General features: G+C 55.1%; 26 protein-coding genes. 23 read left to right on the forward strand and 3 right to left on the reverse strand.

The genetic code is table 11. From position 1 onward, the window contains the following. The first annotated feature begins 90 nt into the window (after positions 1-90). A complete protein-coding gene (locus B9Z44_RS07895; protein ID WP_108359601.1) occupies positions 91-1035 on the forward strand; it encodes a LysR family transcriptional regulator in 945 nt (314 codons plus the stop codon). Positions 1036-1084: 49 nt separating this feature from the next. Here B9Z44_RS07895 and B9Z44_RS07900 read toward each other — a convergent pair whose 3' ends face one another. Beyond that, the gene (locus B9Z44_RS07900) at positions 1085-1831 is read right to left on the reverse strand and encodes an SDR family oxidoreductase (RefSeq protein ID WP_108402130.1); all 747 of its coding nucleotides are present in this window, start codon (positions 1829-1831) and stop codon (positions 1085-1087) included. Between the two features lie 116 nt (positions 1832-1947). Here B9Z44_RS07900 and B9Z44_RS07905 point away from each other — a divergent pair, with 116 nt between their 5' ends. Further along, positions 1948-2631 carry a dienelactone hydrolase family protein gene (locus B9Z44_RS07905; RefSeq protein WP_108402131.1) on the forward strand — a complete coding sequence of 228 codons (684 nt, stop codon included), beginning with the start codon at positions 1948-1950 and terminating at the stop codon, positions 2629-2631. A 3-nt stretch (positions 2632-2634) separates the two neighbouring features. Here the strand turns inward: B9Z44_RS07905 and B9Z44_RS07910 are convergent, their stop codons facing one another. Both B9Z44_RS07910 and hemB read right to left on the reverse strand, forming a co-directional pair. Continuing rightward, positions 2635-3207: a hypothetical protein gene (locus B9Z44_RS07910; RefSeq protein ID WP_108402132.1), complete on the reverse strand. Its 573-nt coding sequence runs from the start codon at positions 3205-3207 to the stop codon at positions 2635-2637. Further along, the gene (gene hemB / locus B9Z44_RS07915) at positions 3207-4217 is read right to left on the reverse strand and encodes a porphobilinogen synthase (protein WP_108402133.1); all 1011 of its coding nucleotides are present in this window, start codon (positions 4215-4217) and stop codon (positions 3207-3209) included. Before hemB ends, B9Z44_RS07910 begins: the two co-directional genes overlap by 1 nt. Positions 4218-4429: 212 nt before the next feature. On the opposite strand from hemB, the gene B9Z44_RS07920 reads away from it, so the two are divergent. The 21 genes from B9Z44_RS07920 to B9Z44_RS08020 all read left to right on the forward strand — a co-directional run bounded on the left by B9Z44_RS07920 (position 4430) and on the right by B9Z44_RS08020 (position 18743). Then, entirely contained in the window at positions 4430-4858 is a 429-nt protein-coding gene (locus tag B9Z44_RS07920) for a CopD family protein (RefSeq protein ID WP_108359606.1), read from the forward strand. Positions 4859-4874: 16 nt separating this feature from the next. Further along, positions 4875-5972 (forward strand): VanZ family protein, encoded by a 1098-nt coding sequence (locus B9Z44_RS07925; RefSeq protein WP_108402134.1) that lies wholly within the window; start codon positions 4875-4877, stop codon positions 5970-5972. A gap of 9 nt (positions 5973-5981) precedes the next feature. Beyond that, on the forward strand, positions 5982-6317 hold the full coding sequence (locus B9Z44_RS07930; RefSeq protein WP_108359608.1) for a (2Fe-2S) ferredoxin domain-containing protein: 336 nt from the start codon (positions 5982-5984) through the stop codon (positions 6315-6317). A 7-nt stretch (positions 6318-6324) separates the two neighbouring features. After that, positions 6325-6948 (forward strand): alpha/beta hydrolase, encoded by a 624-nt coding sequence (locus tag B9Z44_RS07935; RefSeq protein ID WP_108359609.1) that lies wholly within the window; start codon positions 6325-6327, stop codon positions 6946-6948. A 116-nt stretch (positions 6949-7064) separates the two neighbouring features. Continuing rightward, on the forward strand, positions 7065-8189 hold the full coding sequence (locus tag B9Z44_RS07940) for a D-alanyl-D-alanine carboxypeptidase family protein (RefSeq protein ID WP_233246921.1): 1125 nt from the start codon (positions 7065-7067) through the stop codon (positions 8187-8189). A 128-nt stretch (positions 8190-8317) separates the two neighbouring features. Further along, positions 8318-8695, forward strand: a complete 378-nt coding sequence (gene rpsL, locus B9Z44_RS07945; RefSeq protein WP_066708835.1) for a 30S ribosomal protein S12 — start codon at positions 8318-8320, stop codon at positions 8693-8695. Between the two features lie 148 nt (positions 8696-8843). Then, the gene (gene rpsG / locus B9Z44_RS07950; protein ID WP_100134358.1) at positions 8844-9314 is read left to right on the forward strand and encodes a 30S ribosomal protein S7; all 471 of its coding nucleotides are present in this window, start codon (positions 8844-8846) and stop codon (positions 9312-9314) included. Between the two features lie 15 nt (positions 9315-9329). Then, a complete protein-coding gene (gene fusA, locus B9Z44_RS07955) occupies positions 9330-11432 on the forward strand; it encodes an elongation factor G (protein WP_108359612.1) in 2103 nt (700 codons plus the stop codon). 130 nt (positions 11433-11562) lie between these two features. Then, positions 11563-12753 carry an elongation factor Tu gene (tuf, locus tag B9Z44_RS07960; protein WP_108401976.1) on the forward strand — a complete coding sequence of 397 codons (1191 nt, stop codon included), beginning with the start codon at positions 11563-11565 and terminating at the stop codon, positions 12751-12753. A gap of 13 nt (positions 12754-12766) precedes the next feature. Next, the gene (gene rpsJ / locus B9Z44_RS07965; protein WP_019426908.1) at positions 12767-13081 is read left to right on the forward strand and encodes a 30S ribosomal protein S10; all 315 of its coding nucleotides are present in this window, start codon (positions 12767-12769) and stop codon (positions 13079-13081) included. A gap of 198 nt (positions 13082-13279) precedes the next feature. Beyond that, complete coding sequence (gene rplC / locus B9Z44_RS07970) at positions 13280-13945, forward strand: 50S ribosomal protein L3 (RefSeq protein WP_108360293.1); 666 nt, start codon at positions 13280-13282, stop codon at positions 13943-13945. Further along, entirely contained in the window at positions 13945-14565 is a 621-nt protein-coding gene (rplD, locus tag B9Z44_RS07975) for a 50S ribosomal protein L4 (RefSeq protein WP_108402135.1), read from the forward strand. The genes rplC and rplD overlap by 1 nt, the downstream gene beginning before the upstream one ends. Beyond that, on the forward strand, positions 14562-14876 hold the full coding sequence (gene rplW, locus B9Z44_RS07980; protein WP_108360292.1) for a 50S ribosomal protein L23: 315 nt from the start codon (positions 14562-14564) through the stop codon (positions 14874-14876). The genes rplD and rplW overlap by 4 nt, the downstream gene beginning before the upstream one ends. 2 nt (positions 14877-14878) lie before the next feature. Further along, positions 14879-15703 carry a 50S ribosomal protein L2 gene (gene rplB / locus B9Z44_RS07985; RefSeq protein ID WP_104796793.1) on the forward strand — a complete coding sequence of 275 codons (825 nt, stop codon included), beginning with the start codon at positions 14879-14881 and terminating at the stop codon, positions 15701-15703. Between the two features lie 10 nt (positions 15704-15713). Beyond that, a complete protein-coding gene (gene rpsS, locus B9Z44_RS07990) occupies positions 15714-15992 on the forward strand; it encodes a 30S ribosomal protein S19 (protein ID WP_108283480.1) in 279 nt (92 codons plus the stop codon). Positions 15993-16001: 9 nt separating this feature from the next. Beyond that, positions 16002-16331 carry a 50S ribosomal protein L22 gene (rplV, locus tag B9Z44_RS07995; protein ID WP_100133886.1) on the forward strand — a complete coding sequence of 110 codons (330 nt, stop codon included), beginning with the start codon at positions 16002-16004 and terminating at the stop codon, positions 16329-16331. 15 nt (positions 16332-16346) lie between these two features. Continuing rightward, complete coding sequence (gene rpsC, locus B9Z44_RS08000; RefSeq protein WP_108283479.1) at positions 16347-17234, forward strand: 30S ribosomal protein S3; 888 nt, start codon at positions 16347-16349, stop codon at positions 17232-17234. 2 nt (positions 17235-17236) lie between these two features. Further along, positions 17237-17653, forward strand: a complete 417-nt coding sequence (gene rplP, locus B9Z44_RS08005; protein WP_100133884.1) for a 50S ribosomal protein L16 — start codon at positions 17237-17239, stop codon at positions 17651-17653. 17 nt (positions 17654-17670) lie between these two features. Further along, the gene (gene rpmC, locus B9Z44_RS08010; RefSeq protein ID WP_100147416.1) at positions 17671-17865 is read left to right on the forward strand and encodes a 50S ribosomal protein L29; all 195 of its coding nucleotides are present in this window, start codon (positions 17671-17673) and stop codon (positions 17863-17865) included. Positions 17866-17874: 9 nt separating this feature from the next. Continuing rightward, positions 17875-18144, forward strand: coding sequence for a 30S ribosomal protein S17 (rpsQ, locus tag B9Z44_RS08015; protein WP_108360291.1), 270 nt, complete (start codon positions 17875-17877; stop codon positions 18142-18144). 92 nt (positions 18145-18236) lie between these two features. Next, complete coding sequence (locus B9Z44_RS08020) at positions 18237-18743, forward strand: peroxiredoxin (protein ID WP_108360290.1); 507 nt, start codon at positions 18237-18239, stop codon at positions 18741-18743. Positions 18744-18779: the final 36 nt, after the last annotated feature.

Here is an 18779-nt window from a genome sequence, read left to right on the forward strand (position 1 = left end):
GAGGAAAGATGACGCAGTGTAGGCAGGGTAAATGCATGAAACAAGCATCAAACCTTGAATTGATTGTTCAAAATAGTGAACAATCAAGCCATGAATGACCAAAAAATCAGTGAGCTTTGGCACCACCTGCATTGGCTCAGTGTGCTGGCCCAACAAGGCAGCTACACCGCTGCCGCTGCACGCCTCGGTGTGAGCAAGGCCGCCATGAGCCAACGCATTGCTGAACTTGAACGCGCGGCACGTGTGCCGCTGGTGCAACGCACCACCCGCAGCGTGCGTTTGACGGAAGCCGGACAGCGCTTGGTGGACGATACCCGCGCTTCGTTTGAACAAATCGAACACAGCTTTGCCCAAGTGCGCGACTTGGCAGGTGTGCCAAGCGGTTTGCTACGCGTCACTGCGCCTGTGGCTTTTGCGCGTCAACAGCTCGCCCCGCGTTTGGCTGATTTCTTGCGCGAGTACCCAGAGGTGCGCATAGAGCTAGATATGGCGGACCGACTCAGCAGCTTGGCCACTGAAGGTTTTGACTTGGCGATTCGTCACACCGCCCGTCCACCGGATACACATGTGGCGTGGACTTTGTGCAGCACGCACTCGGTGTTGGTGGCCAATAAAGCTTATTTGCGCCGTGCGGGCACGCCGCAAACGCCCGCTGATTTGCAAGCGCACAACTGCCTGCATTACCTGCGCGCACAAGACACGCCCACGTGGACGCTGGCGCGTGTGAAGACCAAAGCCAAAGACAAAGACGAACGCATCACCGTCCCGGTGACGGGGCAGCTGGCTGCCAACAACAGTGAGGCACTGCGTGAGGCAGCCTTAACGGGCTTGGGTATTGCGCTCTTGCCTGACTTCAGTGCGCAAGCCGCTTTGCAACAAGGCAAGCTCGTTCAGGTGCTGCCGGACTGGCAACCGGTCGGCGCATTTGCCGAGCAGCTGTACGCCATTCGCCCGTATTCGCCCCATGTGCCACGTGCGGTGACGGCGTTTGTGGACTATTTGCGCAAGGCCTTGGCCGGAGGCTTCGCCGCTTAAACCTCGCACGTGACGGTACTCGTCCAAGGCCAAAGTGGGCGGCGGTGTTTTAGCGTCCGCCCGAAATTTCCATCAAGCTCATGGTGGTGTAACTGGCCGCATCGCTGAGCAGCCACACAATGGCTTGCGCCACTTCTTCAGAGGTGCCGCCGCGTTGCATGGGCACCAAGTGCGCCAAATCGCGCACGCGGTTGGGCAAGCCGCCTGAGGCGTGGATGTCGGTGTCAATCAAGCCGGGGCGCACCGCGTTGACGCGGATACCTTCTGCCGCCACTTCTTTGGCGAGGCCGATGGTGAAGGCGTCGATGGCGCTTTTGGCCGCAGCGTAGTCCACGTATTGGCCGGGTGCGCCTAAGCGTGCGGCGGCGCTTGAGACGTTGACAATGCTGCCACCCGAGCCCCCGTGCCCGGTGCTCATGCGCTTAACGGCTTCGCGTGCGCAGGCGAACGAGCCCAACACGTTGATGCGCATCATGCGTTCCCAGCGCGCCCAGCTTTGGTCTTGCACTTTGGCGGTCACATCCACCACGCCCGCGTTGTTGACGAGGCCTGAGATGCGGCCCAGCTTGGCATCGACTTCGGCAAACATGCGCAAAATTTGCGCTTCGTCGCCCACATCGGCTTGCACCGCGATGGCGGTTCCGCCTGCGTCTTGAATTTGCTTCACCACGCTGTCGGCCGCCGGTGCATTGCTGGCGTAATTCACGGCCACGGCCCAGCCTTGCTGCGCTGCTAAAACGGCAGTGGCGGCGCCAATGCCTCGGCTGGCGCCAGTGATCAAAAGTACAGGTTTCATTCTTGTCTCCTCAATGCGGTTGAGCGAACTTAATGGGCTGCACGATAGCACCAGGCCTTTAAAAACCCAGTAAGCTGTTCGATATTTACTTTCAAGAAATTTAAGGAGATCTCAAGATGACTGTCAATTTGACTTCTGCAGACGGCTTTGTTTTTCCTGCCTATGTGGCGCAACCCAAGGCTACGCCCAAGGGTGCGGTGGTGGTCGTACAAGAGATTTTTGGTGTCAACGCGCACATCCGTGAAGTGGCCGATGGGTATGCCGCGCAAGGTTATTTGGCCGTGGCACCCGCCACGTTCCACCGAGCCAAACATGGCGTGGAGCTGGGCTACAGCCCCGAAGACATGCAAGCCGGCATGGTGCTGAAAGCAGCGATCGAGTCCTTGCCTGCGCCAGGCGTCATGGCTGACATTCAAGCGGCAGTGGACTACGCCGCTAAGACCAGCGGCGCCAAAGTCGGCATCGTGGGCTATTGCTGGGGCGGTTTGTTGGCGTGGCGTGCAGCGGCTTTGGTGAAAGGCCTGAGCGCTGCAGTGCCTTATTACGGGGGTGGCTCAACGACGGACGAGGAAATCGCACGTCACCCCCATTGCCCCGTGCTCGCGCATTACGCAGAAGAAGACCACTGGATTCCGCTAGACACGGTGGAAAAGTTCAAGCACGCGCACCCAGAGGTAGAGGTGCATTTGTATCCCGCCAATCACGGCTTCAATTGCGACCACCGCGGTGCTTACCAAGAGGCGTCAGCCAAGTTGGCTTTGGTGCGAACCTTGGCGTTCTTTGGCAAACACCTGGGCTAAGCGTCAATCGATTTGGGGGTTGCGCGCACTGCGCAGCACGCCCATGGCGGCATGGAAAAACGCCACCACCACAAAGCATCCCATGAAGTCACCCAACGCCATGGCGGCGCTTTTGTGCCAAAGCTCTTCACTCGTGGTGACCCCTTGCGCGAGATACAGCCAGTTGTGAACCAAGCCGTTCAGGATGCTGGCCACGACCGACAACACCACGATGTGGTGATACCGTAAGTTGCTGAGATTTTTGCGGATGTGGAACAAACGCATGACCCCTAACGTCGCAATTGGGTAGGTCATCAAGCTCACAAAAGCGAAGTAAACAATGGCCGTCATCGGCTTGTCTGGCCAAATGCTCGCACCTAAATGCACGCTGACCACCATGATGCCCACGATCGCGGGCAAACGTCCGACCAGCACAGCTAAAAGCTTGACACCTGCAGGCAAGAACAACAGGCTGATGCCAGCAGAGTAGACAAACAATGCGTCAAAGTACTGGTTCAGCCGAAAAGACAAACTGAAAAGCAAGCCCGAAATCACCGCGATGGCGATGTGTGACCTGCGAATTTCAGGCAAATGCATCAAGACAGTCCGTGCAATTTTTTCGCCACGTCGATGGCGAAGTAGGTCAACACGCCGTCTGCGCCTGCGCGTTTGAAGGCGAGCAAGCTTTCCATCATCACTGCGTCGTGGTCGAGCCAGCCGTTTTGGGCGGCGGCTTTGAGCATGGCGTATTCGCCGCTGACTTGGTAGGCAAAGGTGGGCACATGGAACTCATCTTTGACGCGGCGCACCACATCGAGGTAGGGCATGCCGGGCTTGACCATCACCATGTCGGCGCCTTCGGCGATGTCCAGCGCCACTTCGCGCAGGGCTTCGTCTGTGTTGCCGGGGTCCATTTGGTAGACCTTTTTGTCGGCCTTGCCCAAGTTGGCCGAAGACCCCACCGCATCACGGAACGGGCCGTAGAACGCGCTGGCGTACTTGGCGCTGTAGGCCATGATGCGGGTGTGAATGTGGCCCTTCGCTTCGAGCGCTGCTCGAATCGCTCCAATTCTGCCGTCCATCATGTCGCTGGGGGCCACGATGTCCACGCCTGCGTCGGCTTGGGTCATGGCCTGTTTGACCAGCATCTCGGTGGTGACATCGTTCAAGATGTAACCCGCGTCGTCCAGCAGACCGTCTTGGCCATGGCTGGTGAAGGGGTCCAGCGCCACATCGGTCATCACGCCGAGTTCGGGGAAACGTTTTTTGAGCTCACGCACCACATGCGGCACGAGGCCGTCGGGGTTGGTGGCCTCAATGCCATCGGGCGTTTTGAGGTGGCCGCTGATGACGGGGAACAAGGCCATCACGGGGATGCCCAGCTTCACACATTCTTCGGCCACGGGTAGCAGCAAGTCCAAGCTCAAGCGCTCGACGCCGGGCATGGAGCCCACGGCTTCGCGGCGTTTTTCGCCTTCGAGCACAAAGACGGGGTAGATCAAGTCGTTCACGCTCAACGCGTGTTCGCGCACCAAGCGGCGGGTGAAGTCGTCACGGCGCAGACGGCGAGGGCGGTTGGCGGGGAAAGGGGCAAAAGGGTGTTGCATATATGAAATTGTGCCTGTTTGTGTGTGTCGCTTAGGCGAAACGTGTGGCGTTACCCCCATTGATGGCAATTTGCGTGTTTGCTAGATTGCATTCGGGCAGCTTGCTGCTCCCCGCTTTTCCTCCCTAAGCGGGCACCTTGCGCGTCAAAGCTGCCAGGTGACTTGGCCCGACCTCGTGTCGGGCTTTTTTTGAGCGCGGCTAAACTGGTCCCATGCTTTGGATCAAATCTTTTCACATCATCTTCGTGGCCAGCTGGTTTGCGGGCTTGTTTTACTTACCTCGCATTTTTGTGAACTTGGCGCAAGTTGAGCCTGGGTCCGAGGCAGAAGAGACGCGCTTGTTGCTGATGGCGCGCAAGCTGATGCGTTTCACCACCTTGTTGATGATTCCTGCCGTGGGCCTGGGTTTGTGGCTCTGGCTGGGCGTCGGTATTGGCATGGGCCCTGGCAATGGCTGGATGCACGCCAAGCTGACCGTGGTGTTGCTGGCGCTGGGCTACCACCATGGCTGTGGCCGCCTGCTTCGCAAATTTGAAACCCGAACCAACACCCGTGGCCACGTGTGGTACCGCTGGTTCAACGAGATTCCGGTGGTCTTGCTGACCATTGCCGTGATCTTGGTGGTCGTCAAACCTTTCTAAAAAACACGCTTGGCCCATGCGTAAAACCTCCGCTTGGCCTCTGTCGCAAATGTGCGTGGCGTTGATCGTCTACGCCAGTCTGTATCCGTTTGACCATTGGCGCGATCAAGGCATTTGGTCTTGGTCGTTTTTAACGGCGCCTTGGCCCAAGTATTGGCTGGGGTTTGATGTGGTGGCAAACGTTCTCGGCTATGCCCCACTAGGTTTTTTCCTGACCCTGAGCGCCATGCGCATGGGCTGGCAAACGCGCGTGGTCACGCTTTCGACCCTGGCGGCGGCTGTTTTGTCATTGGCGATGGAGGGTTTGCAAAGCTACTTGCCTGCGCGCGTGCCTTCTTTGCCTGACTTCCTGCTCAACACGCTGGGTGCATGGATCGGCGCCGTGTTGGCGAGCTCCTTGGAACATTTGGGTTTGCTGCGCCGATGGAGCCAATTCCGTGAACGTTGGTTTGTCCGCGACGCTTATATGGCCTTGGTGTTGATGGCGGTGTGGCCCGCTGCGTTGCTGTTTCCAGTGGCTGTGCCTTTGGGCTTGGGCCAAGTGTGGGAGCGTGTGGAAGACGCGCTGACCAGTGCATTTGATGCGACACCGTTTGAAGATTGGATTCCCCTGCGCGCGTTTGAACTAGAGCCATTGCTGCCGGGTGCCGAGTTGTTGTGTGTGATGTTGGGCTTGCTCGTGCCTTGCTTGCTGGGATTTGGTGTGATTCGCCAAGCCGGGCAACGCTTTTTGTACATGCTGTTGGTGCTGTGCATGGCTTTGGGTGTGAGTGCTTTATCTGCCGCGTTGAGCTACGGCCCAGTACATGCTTGGACTTGGCTGGATTTGCCTGTGATGTTGGGGCTCATTTTTGGCTGTGTGGTGGCTTTGTTCTTTTTGCCGCTGTCGGCCCGCACCGCTTGGACGTTTTTGTTGCTCGCGCTGCTTGTGCAGCAAAGTGTGCTGAACCAATCGCCGGAAAGCGCTTACTTCGCGCAAACTTTGCAAACTTGGGAGCAAGGTCGTTTCATCCGTTTTCACGGACTTGTGCAATGGCTGGGCTGGCTGTGGCCCTATGCCGTGCTGATGCTGGCGCTGGTGCGTGTGTCGCGCGATCGCAGCACCCAAAACTAAAATTCACCTATGACACAAACTTCTTATTACAAACACCACATCTTTTTCTGCCTGAATCAGCGTGAGAACGGCCAAGATTGCTGCGCCAACCATGGCGCACAAGAAGCGTTTGACCATTGCAAAGCCCAAGTCAAAGCGGCGGGCCTTGCGGGCGTAGGCGGCGTGCGTGTGAACAAAGCGGGCTGCTTAGACCGCTGCGCAGGCGGTCCCGTGGCTGTGGTGTACCCAGAGGGCGTTTGGTACACCGTGATGGATAAAAGCGATGTGAATGAAATCGTTGAAAGCCACCTGAAGAACGGCCAAGTGGTCGAGCGCTTGGTGGTACCCGCCCACGTGGGGCGTTGAGGCAGTCATGAATTCACAAACCCAAAAAATCACCCTTGAAGGCGAAGCGGGTGTCATCGAAGCTTTGCGTGACGAGCCCGAGGGCGTGTCGCGTGGCGTGGCCATCGTGGCGCACCCGCACCCTTTGTTTGGCGGCACCATGGACAACAAAGTGGTGCAAACACTGGCGCGTGCCTTTGTGCAATGCGGCTGGACGGTGGTACGTTTTAATTTTCGCGGCGTCGGCGCGTCGGCGGGCGAGCACGATGCAGGTGCTGGCGAAGCGCGCGACTTTTTGCGCGTGGTTGAGCAAGTGGCACCGGTCGGACCGTTGGCCATTGCGGGCTTCTCGTTTGGTTCTTTTGTGGCCAGCCATGCTTTGGCCGAGCTGCACGCGTACCGCGTGATTGAGAAGGTGGCCTTCATTGGGACTGCGGCGCAGCGCTTCACTGTCGCACCTGTGGCGCCCGGGTTGCATGACAAAACCTTGGTGGTGCATGGCGAGCAAGACGATACCGTGTCCTTGGCTTCCGTCATGGATTGGGCGCGCCCACAAAGCCTGCCGGTGACGGTGGTGCCTGGTGGTGGCCATTTCTTTCATGGACAATTACCGCTTCTCAAGAATTTAGTAGTGCGTCATTTGCAGGGCTAAGCCCTGCCAGCGCTTGCGGGGCTTTTGCTTAAAAAGCGAGCCCAATTCTTTGGCTCATTTTTCATCTGAAGACCGTCATGACACGATTCCTGCGCACCACTTTCATCGGCTTTTTGATGGGCTTGACTTGCGTGTTTCAAGCGCAGGCGCAAGTGCCGCAGCCCCCTGAAATTGCGGCACGTGCGTATTTGCTGGTGGATTTGACCGCGCAGCAAACCTTGGCGGAGTTGGATGCCGATAAGCCGATTGAGCAAGCGTCGCTGACGAAGTTGATGACCGCCTACATCGTGTTTGATGCGCTCAAGGCCAAAAAAATCAGCCTACAACAAACCTTTGGCGTGAGCGAGCGCGCATGGAAGATGCCCGGCTCGCGCATGTTCATTGATCCCAAGATGAAAGTGCCTGTTGAAGACCTCATCAAAGGCATGATTGTTCAGTCTGGCAACGACGCCACCATGGCTTTGGCCGAAGGTGTGGGCGGCACGGTGGAGCACTTTGTGCAGATGATGAATGCCCAAGCCAAAGTGCTCGGCATGAAATCCACCGGTTACAAAAACCCAGAAGGCTTGACCGAGCCCGGTCACACCACCACCGCGCGTGACCTGAGCATCTTGGCGGGTCGCTTGATGCAAGACTTTCCGGATTACGTGGGCTACTACGCCATCAAAAAATACCGCTACCCCGGCACACCTGCGGCCAATGAAAGCAACCGCAACTTGCTGTTGTTTCGCGACCCCAGTGTGGATGGCTTGAAAACAGGCCACACCGATGCTGCAGGCTTTTGTTTGATTGCCACCGCAAAGCGTGACGCACCAGGCGTGGGTCAACGTCGTTTGTTGTCGATTGTGTTGGGGGCTTCCAGCGAGAACGCGCGAGCCACTGAATCGCAAAAGCTGCTGAACTGGGGTTACACCGCGTTTGACGCCATCAAGTTGTTTGATGCGAACCAAGCGGTGGTCACGCCCAATGTTTGGAAGGGTCGTGGCAACCAAGTCAAATTGGGCCGCTTCGCGCCCATCGTGGTGGCGGTGCCGGCTGGCGCTGCTGGCCGCATTCAAACCCAAGTGGCTCGCCCTGAACCTTTGGTTGCGCCACTCAGCCGGGGCCAAGCCGTGGGTGCTTTGAAGGTCACTCTGGACCAGAAGCCACTGGTGGATGTGCCTTTGTTGGTGCTCGAAACCGTCGAACAAGCAGGTTTCGTGGGCCGCGCTTGGGACGCCGTGCGCTTGTGGGTCAAGTAAGCGCTGTTTGAGGCATTTCGGCCTAGATTTGCCTCCCCCTCCCGATGCTGATACACTAGAAGGCTTTTCGGAATTTCCGAAGGGATTCACGTTTTCTTTTTAATTCAAACGTTTAGGGACGTTTTTCAATGCCAACCATCAATCAACTGGTGCGTCAGGGGCGCGAGGTCGAAACGACCAAGTCTAAAAGCCCTGCGATGCAAAATTCTCCACAACGTCGTGGCGTGTGCACCCGTGTGTACACCACGACTCCTAAGAAGCCTAACTCTGCGCTGCGTAAAGTTGCCAAAGTTCGCTTGACCAACGGTTTCGAAGTCATTTCGTACATCGGCGGTGAAGGTCACAACTTGCAAGAACATAGCGTTGTGCTCGTGCGCGGCGGTCGTGTGAAAGACTTGCCAGGTGTGCGTTACCACATCGTGCGCGGTTCGCTCGATTTGCAAGGCGTGAAAGATCGCAAGCAATCGCGTTCTAAGTACGGCGCTAAAAAGCCTAAGGCTAAGTAAGCACTGATCTTTTGATCAAACAGGTGCTGTTTCCCGCGTGGCGCGGTGAATCGGCGTAGTGACCCGCTGTGGGTCGAGTAAGTGAAAACCAAAATGGTTTTTGCGGTGTCTGAAGAAGATGCCAACTGAAGCAAATAAGAGGTGAAATATGCCACGTCGTCGCGAAGTCCCTAAACGTGAAATCCTGCCGGATCCAAAGTACGGCAATGTCGAGTTGTCTAAATTCATGAACGTGATCATGGAAGGCGGCAAAAAAGCGGTTGCTGAGCGCATCATTTACGGTGCTCTGGAGCAAATCGAGCAAAAGTCGGGCAAAGACCCCGTCGAGTTGTTCTCCGTTGCTATCAACAACGTCAAGCCAATGGTGGAGGTTAAGTCCCGCCGTGTGGGTGGCGCTAACTACCAAGTGCCAGTTGAGGTGCGTCCTGTGCGTCGCTTGGCTTTGTCCATGCGTTGGCTCAAAGAAGCCGCTCGCAAGCGTGGCGAAAAGTCCATGGCTTTGCGCTTGGCTAACGAGTTGCTGGAAGCCTCTGAAGGCCGTGGCGGTGCTATGAAAAAGCGTGACGAAGTTCACCGCATGGCCGAAGCCAACAAGGCGTTTAGCCACTTCCGCTTCTAAATTCAAAGGTAAAAAATGGCTCGCAATACCCCCATTGAGCGCTATCGCAACATTGGTATTTCAGCGCACATTGACGCTGGTAAGACCACCACGACAGAGCGTATTCTTTTTTACACCGGTGTGAACCACAAGATTGGTGAAGTGCATGATGGCGCTGCCACCATGGACTGGATGGAGCAAGAGCAAGAGCGTGGCATCACGATCACTTCTGCTGCCACCACTTGTTTCTGGAAGGGCATGGATGGCTCTTTCGCTGACCACCGCATCAACATCATTGACACCCCTGGCCACGTTGACTTCACGATTGAAGTTGAGCGTTCCATGCGCGTGCTCGACGGTGCTTGCATGGTTTACTGTGCGGTGGGTGGCGTTCAGCCCCAATCCGAAACCGTGTGGCGTCAAGCTAACAAATACAAAGTGCCACGTTTGGCCTTTGTGAACAAGATGGACCGTACGGGTGCCAACTTCTTCAAGGTCGTTGACCAGATGAAGTTGCGCTTGAAGGCCAATCCTGTGCCAATCGTGATCCCAATCGGCGCTGAAGATAACTTCACTGGCGTGGTTGACCTCCGCAAAATGAAAGCCATCATTTGGGACGAAGCGTCTCAAGGTATGAAGTTCACTTTCGAAGAAATTCCAGCTGATTTGGTGGAATTGGCCAAAGAATGGCGCGAAAAGATGGTGGAAGCTGCGGCTGAAGCCTCTGAAGAGTTGATGAACAAGTACCTCGAAGAAGGTGACTTGACTGAAGAAGAAATCACACACGGTCTTCGTGTGCGCACCATCAACAGCGAAATTCAACCGATGTTGTGCGGTACAGCGTTCAAGAACAAAGGCGTTCAACGTATGTTGGATGCTGTGCTTGAATTGATGCCTTCTCCGTTGGACGTGAAAGCGATCAAGGGCTTTGACGAAGACGAAAAAGAAGTGATCCGTAAAGCGGATGACAACGAGAAGTTCTCCGCCTTGGCATTCAAATTGATGACCGATCCATTTGTGGGTCAGTTGACATTCGTGCGCGTTTACTCGGGCGTCCTGAAAAAGGGCGACACCGTGTACAACCCTGTGCGTGGCAAGAAAGAGCGTATCGGTCGTATTGTGCAGATGCACGCCAACAACCGTGAAGAAGTCGACGAGATTCGTGCGGGCGACATCGCTGCTTGCGTGGGTTTGAAAGACGTCACCACAGGTGAGACTTTGTGCGATCCAGCAGCCGTGATCACCTTGGAGCGCATGGTGTTCCCTGACTCTGTGATCCGTCAAGCTGTTGAGCCAAAAACAAAAGCTGACCAAGAAAAAATGGGCATGGCTTTGTCTCGTTTGGCTGCAGAAGATCCTTCTTTCCGCGTGCAAACCGACGAAGAATCTGGCCAGACCATCATTGGTGGTCAGGGCGAATTGCACTTGGAAATTATTGTCGACCGCATGAAGCGTGAATTCGGCGTGGAAGCCAACGTGGGCAAGCCCCAAGTGGCTTACCGCGAAACCATTCGCAAGACTGTGGAAGAGGCCGAAGGCAAGTTTGTGCGTCAGTCTGGCGGTAAAGGCCAGTACGGTCACGTGGTGCTCAAGGTTGAGCCACAAGAAGCTGGCAAAGGCTTCGAATTCGTTGACGCGATCAAGGGTGGTGTGGTTCCTCGCGAATACATCCCTGCGGTTGAAAAAGGCGTGATCGAAGCGTTGGGTCAAGGCGTGTTGGCTGGCTACCCAGTCGTTGACGTCAAGGTGACCTTGCACTTCGGCTCGTACCACGATGTGGACTCGAACGAAATGGCTTTCAAAATGGCTGCCATCTTTGGTTTCAAAGAAGGTTGCCGTAAAGCTGGCCCGGTCATTCTGGAGCCCATGATGGCTGTGGAAGTTGAGACGCCTGAAGACTACGCTGGTAGCGTGATGGGCGACTTGTCCTCACGTCGTGGCATGGTGCAAGGTATGGACGACATGGTTGGTGGCGGTAAAGCAATTAAAGCTGAAGTGCCATTGTCTGAAATGTTCGGCTACTCAACCACCCTGCGTTCGATGTCACAAGGCCGTGCAACTTATACGATGGAATTCAAGCACTACGCTGAAGCCCCTCGTAACGTTGCGGAAGCCATCGTGGCCGCCCGCGCAAAATAAAAACCCATGGGGCTGCGTCAAGCGGCCCCTGTCTGCGACGATGCGCCGCCCTGTCACCCGTGCGGGGCGAATCAGCAGCATCGTGCAGACATAAAACCTGTACACGGGCACTGCTCTTTGGAGAAAAGAAATGGCAAAAGGAAAATTTGAACGTACCAAGCCGCACGTGAACGTGGGCACCATTGGTCACGTCGACCACGGCAAAACAACGTTGACAGCTGCGATCACCACGATCCTGTCTTTGAAGTTTGGCGGCGAAGCTAAGGCTTACGACCAAATTGACGCGGCTCCTGAAGAAAAAGCACGCGGCATCACGATCAACACTGCTCACGTTGAGTACGAGACTGAAACACGTCACTACGCACACGTGGACTGCCCTGGTCACGCCGACTATGTGAAAAACATGATCACTGGCGCTGCTCAAATGGACGGCGCTATTTTGGTGTGTTCAGCTGCTGACGGCCCCATGCCACAAACCCGCGAGCACATCTTGTTGGCTCGTCAGGTGGGCGTGCCTTACATCATCGTGTTCTTGAACAAGTGCGACATGGTGGACGACGCTGAGTTGTTGGAATTGGTCGAAATGGAAGTTCGCGAACTTCTGCAAAAGTACGACTTCCCAGGCGACGACACCCCAATCATTCAAGGTTCAGCCAAGCTGGCCCTCGAAGGCGACAAAGGCCCATTGGGCGAAGAAGCCATTTTGAAATTGGCTGCTGCTTTGGACAGCTACATCCCTACGCCTGAGCGCGCAGTGGACGGTAACTTCTTGATGCCAGTGGAAGACGTGTTCTCCATCTCTGGTCGCGGTACTGTGGTGACAGGCCGTATCGAGCGCGGCATCATCAAAGTCGGCGAAGAAATCGAAATCGTGGGTATCGTTGACACGGTCAAGACAACGTGTACTGGCGTGGAAATGTTCCGCAAGTTGTTGGACCAAGGTCAAGCTGGCGACAACGTGGGTATCTTGTTGCGCGGTACAAAGCGCGAAGACGTGCAGCGCGGTCAAGTGTTGTGCAAGCCAGGTTCAGTCAAGCCGCACACTCACTTCACAGCTGAGATCTATGTGTTGTCGAAAGACGAAGGCGGCCGCCACACACCATTCTTCAACAACTACCGTCCTCAGTTCTACTTCCGTACGACTGACGTGACAGGTGCTATCGAGTTGCCAGAAGGCAAAGAGATGGTGATGCCAGGTGACAACGTGTCGATCACTGTGAAGTTGATCCACCCCATTGCGATGGAAGAAGGCTTGCGCTTCGCTATCCGCGAAGGTGGTAAGACAGTTGGCGCTGGTGTGGTTGCCAAGATCATTGCCTAATCAAGGAATTTAAATGTCCTCGAAGCAAAAGATCCGCATCCGTCTGAAGGCGTTTGACTACAAATTGATCGACCAGTCTGCAGCTGAGATCGTTGACACTGCCAAGCGCACTGGCGCGATTGTCAAAGGCCCCGTGCCTTTGCCAACACGCATGAAGCGTTTTGACATCTTGCGTTCACCGCACGTCAACAAGACCAGCCGTGACCAGCTCGAAATCCGTACCCACCAGCGTTTGATGGACATCGTGGACCCAACTGATAAAACAGTTGACGCCTTGATGAAACTCGACCTGCCAGCGGGCGTGGACGTCGAAATCAAATTGCAATAAAAATTAAACGTTATTGCAGTTTTGGAGTGGGTGAATAGCCCATTCCAACCCCCGCGCCAACGAGTAGTTGCTCTTGGCGCGGTTTTCGCGATATACTCGCGGGCTCCGTGCAATTTGTTCGGAGATTTATCAACCGTCTTTCACGTAAAAACGTAACTGCCAATTGAAGTGGTTGCGGTGAGAGTTTTGGAGAAAACAATGAGTCAAAGCATCCGTTTGGGATTGCTGGGCCGCAAGGTGGGCATGATGCGTCTGTTCACTGATGATGGGGATGCAATCCCTGTCACGGTGTTGGATGTGTCCAATAACCGCGTGACCCAAGTGAAAACCCAGGAAAACGACGGCTATGTGGCCTTGCAGGTCACATTCGGCGCACGTAAAGCATCTCGTGTGACCAAGCCAATGGCTGGACACCTTGCGAAAGCAGGCGTCGAAGCCGGTGAAATCATCAAAGAATTCCAAGTGACTGCTGATGTTGCAGCTAAGTACGCCGCCGGCGCTACTGTGCCTGTGACGGATGTGTTTGCTGTGGGCCAAAAGGTGGACGTGCAAGGCACAACCATCGGTAAGGGCTTTGCTGGCACCATCAAGCGTCACCACTTCAAGTCACAGCGCGCGTCGCACGGTAACAGCCGTTCGCACAACGTGCCTGGCTCTATCGGTATGGCACAAGACCCAGGTCGCGTGTTCCCTGGTAAGCGCATGTCTGGCCATTTGGGCGACGACATCGTGACGACACAAAACCTCGACGTGATTCGCATCGACGAAGCTCGCCAACTGTTGATGATCCGTGGCGCAGTGCCTGGCTCAGCCGGTGGCTTCGTGACTGTGCATCCCGCCGTCAAAGCTAAAGGAGCGAACTGATGCAAGTCGAACTCCTGAACGACCAAGGTCAAGCAGCGTCTAAATACGATGCCCCTGAAACCGTGTTCGGTCGTGAATACAACGAAGATCTGGTTCACCAGATCGTGGTCGCTTACCAAGCTAACGCGCGTCAAGGCACTCGTGCCCAAAAAGACCGTGAGCAAGTTAAGCACTCCACCAAGAAGCCGTTCAAGCAAAAAGGCACCGGCCGCGCTCGCGCTGGTATGACGTCATCGCCTCTGTGGCGTGGCGGCGGTCGCATTTTCCCGAACATGCCTAACGAGAACTTCACACAGAAGATCAACAAGAAGATGTACCGCGCTGGTATGGCTTCGATCTTGTCCCAATTGGCCCGCGAAGGTCGTTTGGCTGTGGTTGAGTCTTTGAAGGTTGATGCTCCTAAAACCAAACTGTTGGCAGCCAAATTCAAGGCCATGAACCTTGAGTCTGTGTTGGTGATCTCTGAGGAAGTTGATGACAACTTGTACTTGGCTTCACGCAACTTGCCAAACGTGTTGGTGGTTGAGCCTCGTTACGCTGATCCATTGTCATTGGTGCACTACCGTAAAGTCCTCGTGACTAGGGGTGCCATGGACCAACTCAAGGAGATGTTCGCATGAGCGCACACAAATTTGACGAAGGTCGTTTGATGCAATTGTTGGTCTCTCCCGTTGTGTCCGAAAAGGCCACCATGGTTGCAGAGAAGCACAACGTTGTGACATTCAAGGTGCTGCAAAACGCTACTAAACCAGAGATCAAGGCCGCTGTGGAATTGATGTTCAAGGTTGAAGTTCAAGGCGTGAATGTGGTGAACACAAAAGGCAAAACCAAGCGTTTTGGTAAGTCCATTGGCCGTCGCGACAACGTTCGCAAAGCTTATGTGACCCTGAAAGCTGGTCAAGAACTGAACATCTCTGGGGAGGCCGCTTAATCATGGCAGTCATCAAGATGAAACCTACGTCGCCCGGTCAACGTGGCGTCGTTAAAGTTACCCGTGATCACCTCCACAAAGGTGAACCATACGCTCCGTTGCTGGAACCACAGCACCAAAAATCGGGTCGTAACAACAACGGTCACATCACTACCCGTCACAAGGGCGGTGGTCACAAGCATCACTACCGCGTGGTGGATTTCAAGCGTAACAAAGACGCTATCCCCGCGAAAGTGGAACGCATTGAATACGATCCAAACCGTACGGCACACATCGCTTTGGTGTGTTACGCAGACGGCGAGCGTCGCTACATCATTGCCCCACGTGGTTTGGAAGTTGGCGCATCGTTGCTCAGCGGTTCGGAAGCCCCGATCCGTGCAGGTAACACCTTGCCCATCCGCAACATTCCAGTGGGTTCAACCATTCACTGTATCGAACTGAAGCCAGGTGCTGGTGCGCAAATCGCGCGTTCGGCCGGTACATCAGCCACTTTGTTGGCTCGTGAAGGCACTTACGCTCAAGTGCGTATGCGCTCGGGTGAAGTTCGCAAGATCCATATCGAATGCCGCGCCACCATTGGTGAAGTTGCAAACGAAGAACACAGCCTCCGCCAATTGGGTAAAGCTGGTGTCAAGCGCTGGATGGGTATTCGCCCAACCGTGCGTGGCGTCGCTATGAACCCAGTGGATCACCCACATGGTGGTGGTGAGGGTCGCACCGGTGAAGGCCGTCATGCAGTTGACCCATGGGGTAACCTGACAAAAGGCTACCGTACCCGTAACAACAAACGCACACAAGTCATGATTGTGTCGCGTCGTAAAAAGTAAGGGGTAACAAATGACTCGCTCTCTCAAAAAGGGTCCGTTTGTTGACCATCATTTGGTTGCCAAGGTCGACAAGGCCATCGCAACTAAAGATAAAAAGCCAGTGAAAACTTGGTCACGTCGTTCCATGATCTTGCCCGATTTCATCGGCTTGACCATCGCTGTGCACAACGGCAAACAACACGTGCCCGTGTATATCACTGACCAAATGGTGGGTCACAAGTTGGGCGAATTCGCTCTGACTCGTACCTTCAAAGGTCACCCCGCGGACAAAAAAGTCCAGAAGAAATAAGGAAAGACCATGGAAACACGTGCAGTCCTTAGGGGCGTCCGTTTGTCGGTCGACAAAGGCCGTTTGGTCGCGGACATGATCCGCGGCAAAAAAGTTGACCAGGCTCTGAACATCCTGACATTCACGCAGAAAAAAGCTGCGGGCATCGTCAAGAAAGTTTTGGAATCTGCGATTGCTAACGCTGAACACAACGACGGTGCAGATATCGACGAGTTGAAGGTGAAAACCATCTACGTCGAAAAAGGCGCCACGCTCAAGCGTTTCACTGCCCGCGCCAAAGGCCGCGGCAACAGTATCAGCAAGCCTACTTGTCACGTTTACGTGACAGTCGGTAACTGAAAGGTATAGGAAGATATGGGACAAAAAATCCACCCCACAGGCTTTCGCCTTGCAGTGAGCCGCAACTGGGCTAGCCGTTGGTACGCAAGCAACAATGACTTCGCTGGCATGCTGGCTGAAGACATCAAAGTGCGCGAATACCTGAAGGCCAAGCTGAAAAACGCTTCTGTTTCTCGTGTTCTCATCGAGCGTCCCGCTAAAAGCGCCCGCATCACCATCTTCTCGGCTCGTCCAGGCGTGGTGATCGGCAAAAAAGGCGAAGACATCGAGAACTTGAAGAAAGAACTCGCAGCTCGTTTGGGCGTGCCAGTCGCAGTCAACATCGAAGAAGTGCGCAAGCCTGAAATCGATGCTCAATTGATCGCTGACAGCATCACTCAACAGCTCGAAAAACGCATCATGTTCCGTCGCGCCATGAAGCGCGCCATGCAAAACGCCATGCGTCTGGGTGCTCAAGGCATCAAGATCATGTCGGCAGGTCGTTTGAACGGCATCGAGATCGCACGTACCGAGTGGTACCGTGAAGGTCGCGTGCCACTTCACACCCTGCGTGCAGATATCGATTACGCAACTTCGGAAGCTAAAACCACTTACGGCATCATCGGTGTCAAAGTGTGGGTTTACAAAGGCGATACCCTGGGTCGTAACGACCTGCCGGCCGCTGCTGAGCCTCGTGCTGAAGAAGAGCGTCGTCCTCGCGGTCCCCGTCGTGATGCTCGCCCTACCGGTGACCGTCCCGCACGCAGCGGCGCTCGTCGTCCTGCAGGTACCAATGCCGCACCAACGGATGGCAGCGATAAACCCGCTGAAGCCGCTGATGCCCCTAAAACTGCCGTCAAGCGCGTCCGCAAGGTTGCCGCGCCCGCATCCACTGGCACGGCTGCGGACGGAACAGGAGAATAAGCATGCTGCAACCAGCACGCCGTAAATACCGCAAAGAGCAAAAAGGCCGCAACACCGGCATCGCAACACGTGGTAACACTGTTGCATTCGGTGACTTCGGTCTGAAATCCACCGATCGCGGCCGTCTGACGGCCCGCCAGATCGAGGCCGCACGTCGTGCGATCTCTCGTCACGTCAAACGTGGCGGTCGTATCTGGATTCGTGTGTTCCCTGACAAGCCGATCTCCCAAAAGCCTGCTGAAGTGCGTATGGGTAACGGTAAAGGTAACCCCGAGTACTACGTGGCTGAGATCCAACCCGGCAAGGTCCTCTACGAAATCGTAGGCGTCCCTGAAGAGTTGGCCCGTGAAGCATTCCGTCTGGCCGCTGCAAAGCTGCCCTTGCGCACCACATTCGTGGCTCGCATGATCGGCCAGTAATTCAGGAGAAATAAGAAATGAAAGCTGCTGAACTGCGCCAAAAAGACGTTGCCGGCCTCGAAGCTGAAGTCAAAGAGTTGCAAAAAGCTCATTTTGGCTTGCGCATGCAAAAAGGTACGCAACAACTCAACAACACGTCACAACTGCGTTCTACACGTCGCAGTATTGCTCGTGCGAAAACCATTCTTGCTGAAAAGCAAGCCGCCAAGTAAGGAGTGAACATGACGGACGCTAAGAAATCCCTCAAACGCACCTTGATTGGCAAGGTGGTTAGCGACAAGCGCGCTAAAACTGTGACTGTGCTCGTGGAGCGTCGTGTGAAGCACGCCCTCTACGGCAAGATCGTGGCTAAGTCTTCGAAGTATCACGCTCACGACGAAACAGGTGCCTACCACCTGGGCGACGTGATCGAGATCACTGAAAGCAAGCCAATTTCGAAAACCAAAAACTGGGTCGTGACCCGTTTGGTTGAGAAAGCTGCAGCGGTTTAAATACCAAAGAGCTTCGGCTCTGCAAGGCTAAAGAAAACGACCCACAATGTGGGTCGTTTTTGTTTTTGTAACGTCATATTTTTGGAGACACCATGATCAAAGTTGGAGACACCCTGCCACACACCACCCTGATGGAATATTCAGAGGTTGAAGGCGAAGGCTGCAGCATTGGCCCGAATGCCGTGGACGTGGCAAAAGCCACTGCCGGCAAGACCATTGCCTTGTTTGCATTGCCAGGTGCATTCACGCCGACATGCTCAGCCAAGCATGTGCCGGGCTATGTAGAAAAATTCGAACAATTCAAAGCCGCTGGCGTTGATGAGATTTGGTGTGTGAGCGTGAATGATGCGTTTGTGATGGGCGCTTGGGCACGTGACCAACACACCAACGGTAAAGTGCGCATGTTGGCGGATGGCAGTGCCGATTTCGCCAAAGCCACCGGCCTTACCTTGGACCTGACTGCGCGCGGCATGGGTTTGCGTAGCGATCGATACTCGATGCTCGTCAAAGACGGCAAAGTGGTGAACCTGAACGCGGAAGCGCCAGGCAAATTTGAAGTGAGCGACGCAGAGACCTTGCTGGCTCAAGCAAAAGCTTAATTCGCCAGTTGCAAAAAAGCCGCGCCAATTAGCGCG

It is taken from the genome of Limnohabitans curvus (assembly GCF_003063475.1).
Taxonomy (GTDB): domain Bacteria; phylum Pseudomonadota; class Gammaproteobacteria; order Burkholderiales; family Burkholderiaceae_C; genus Limnohabitans; species Limnohabitans curvus.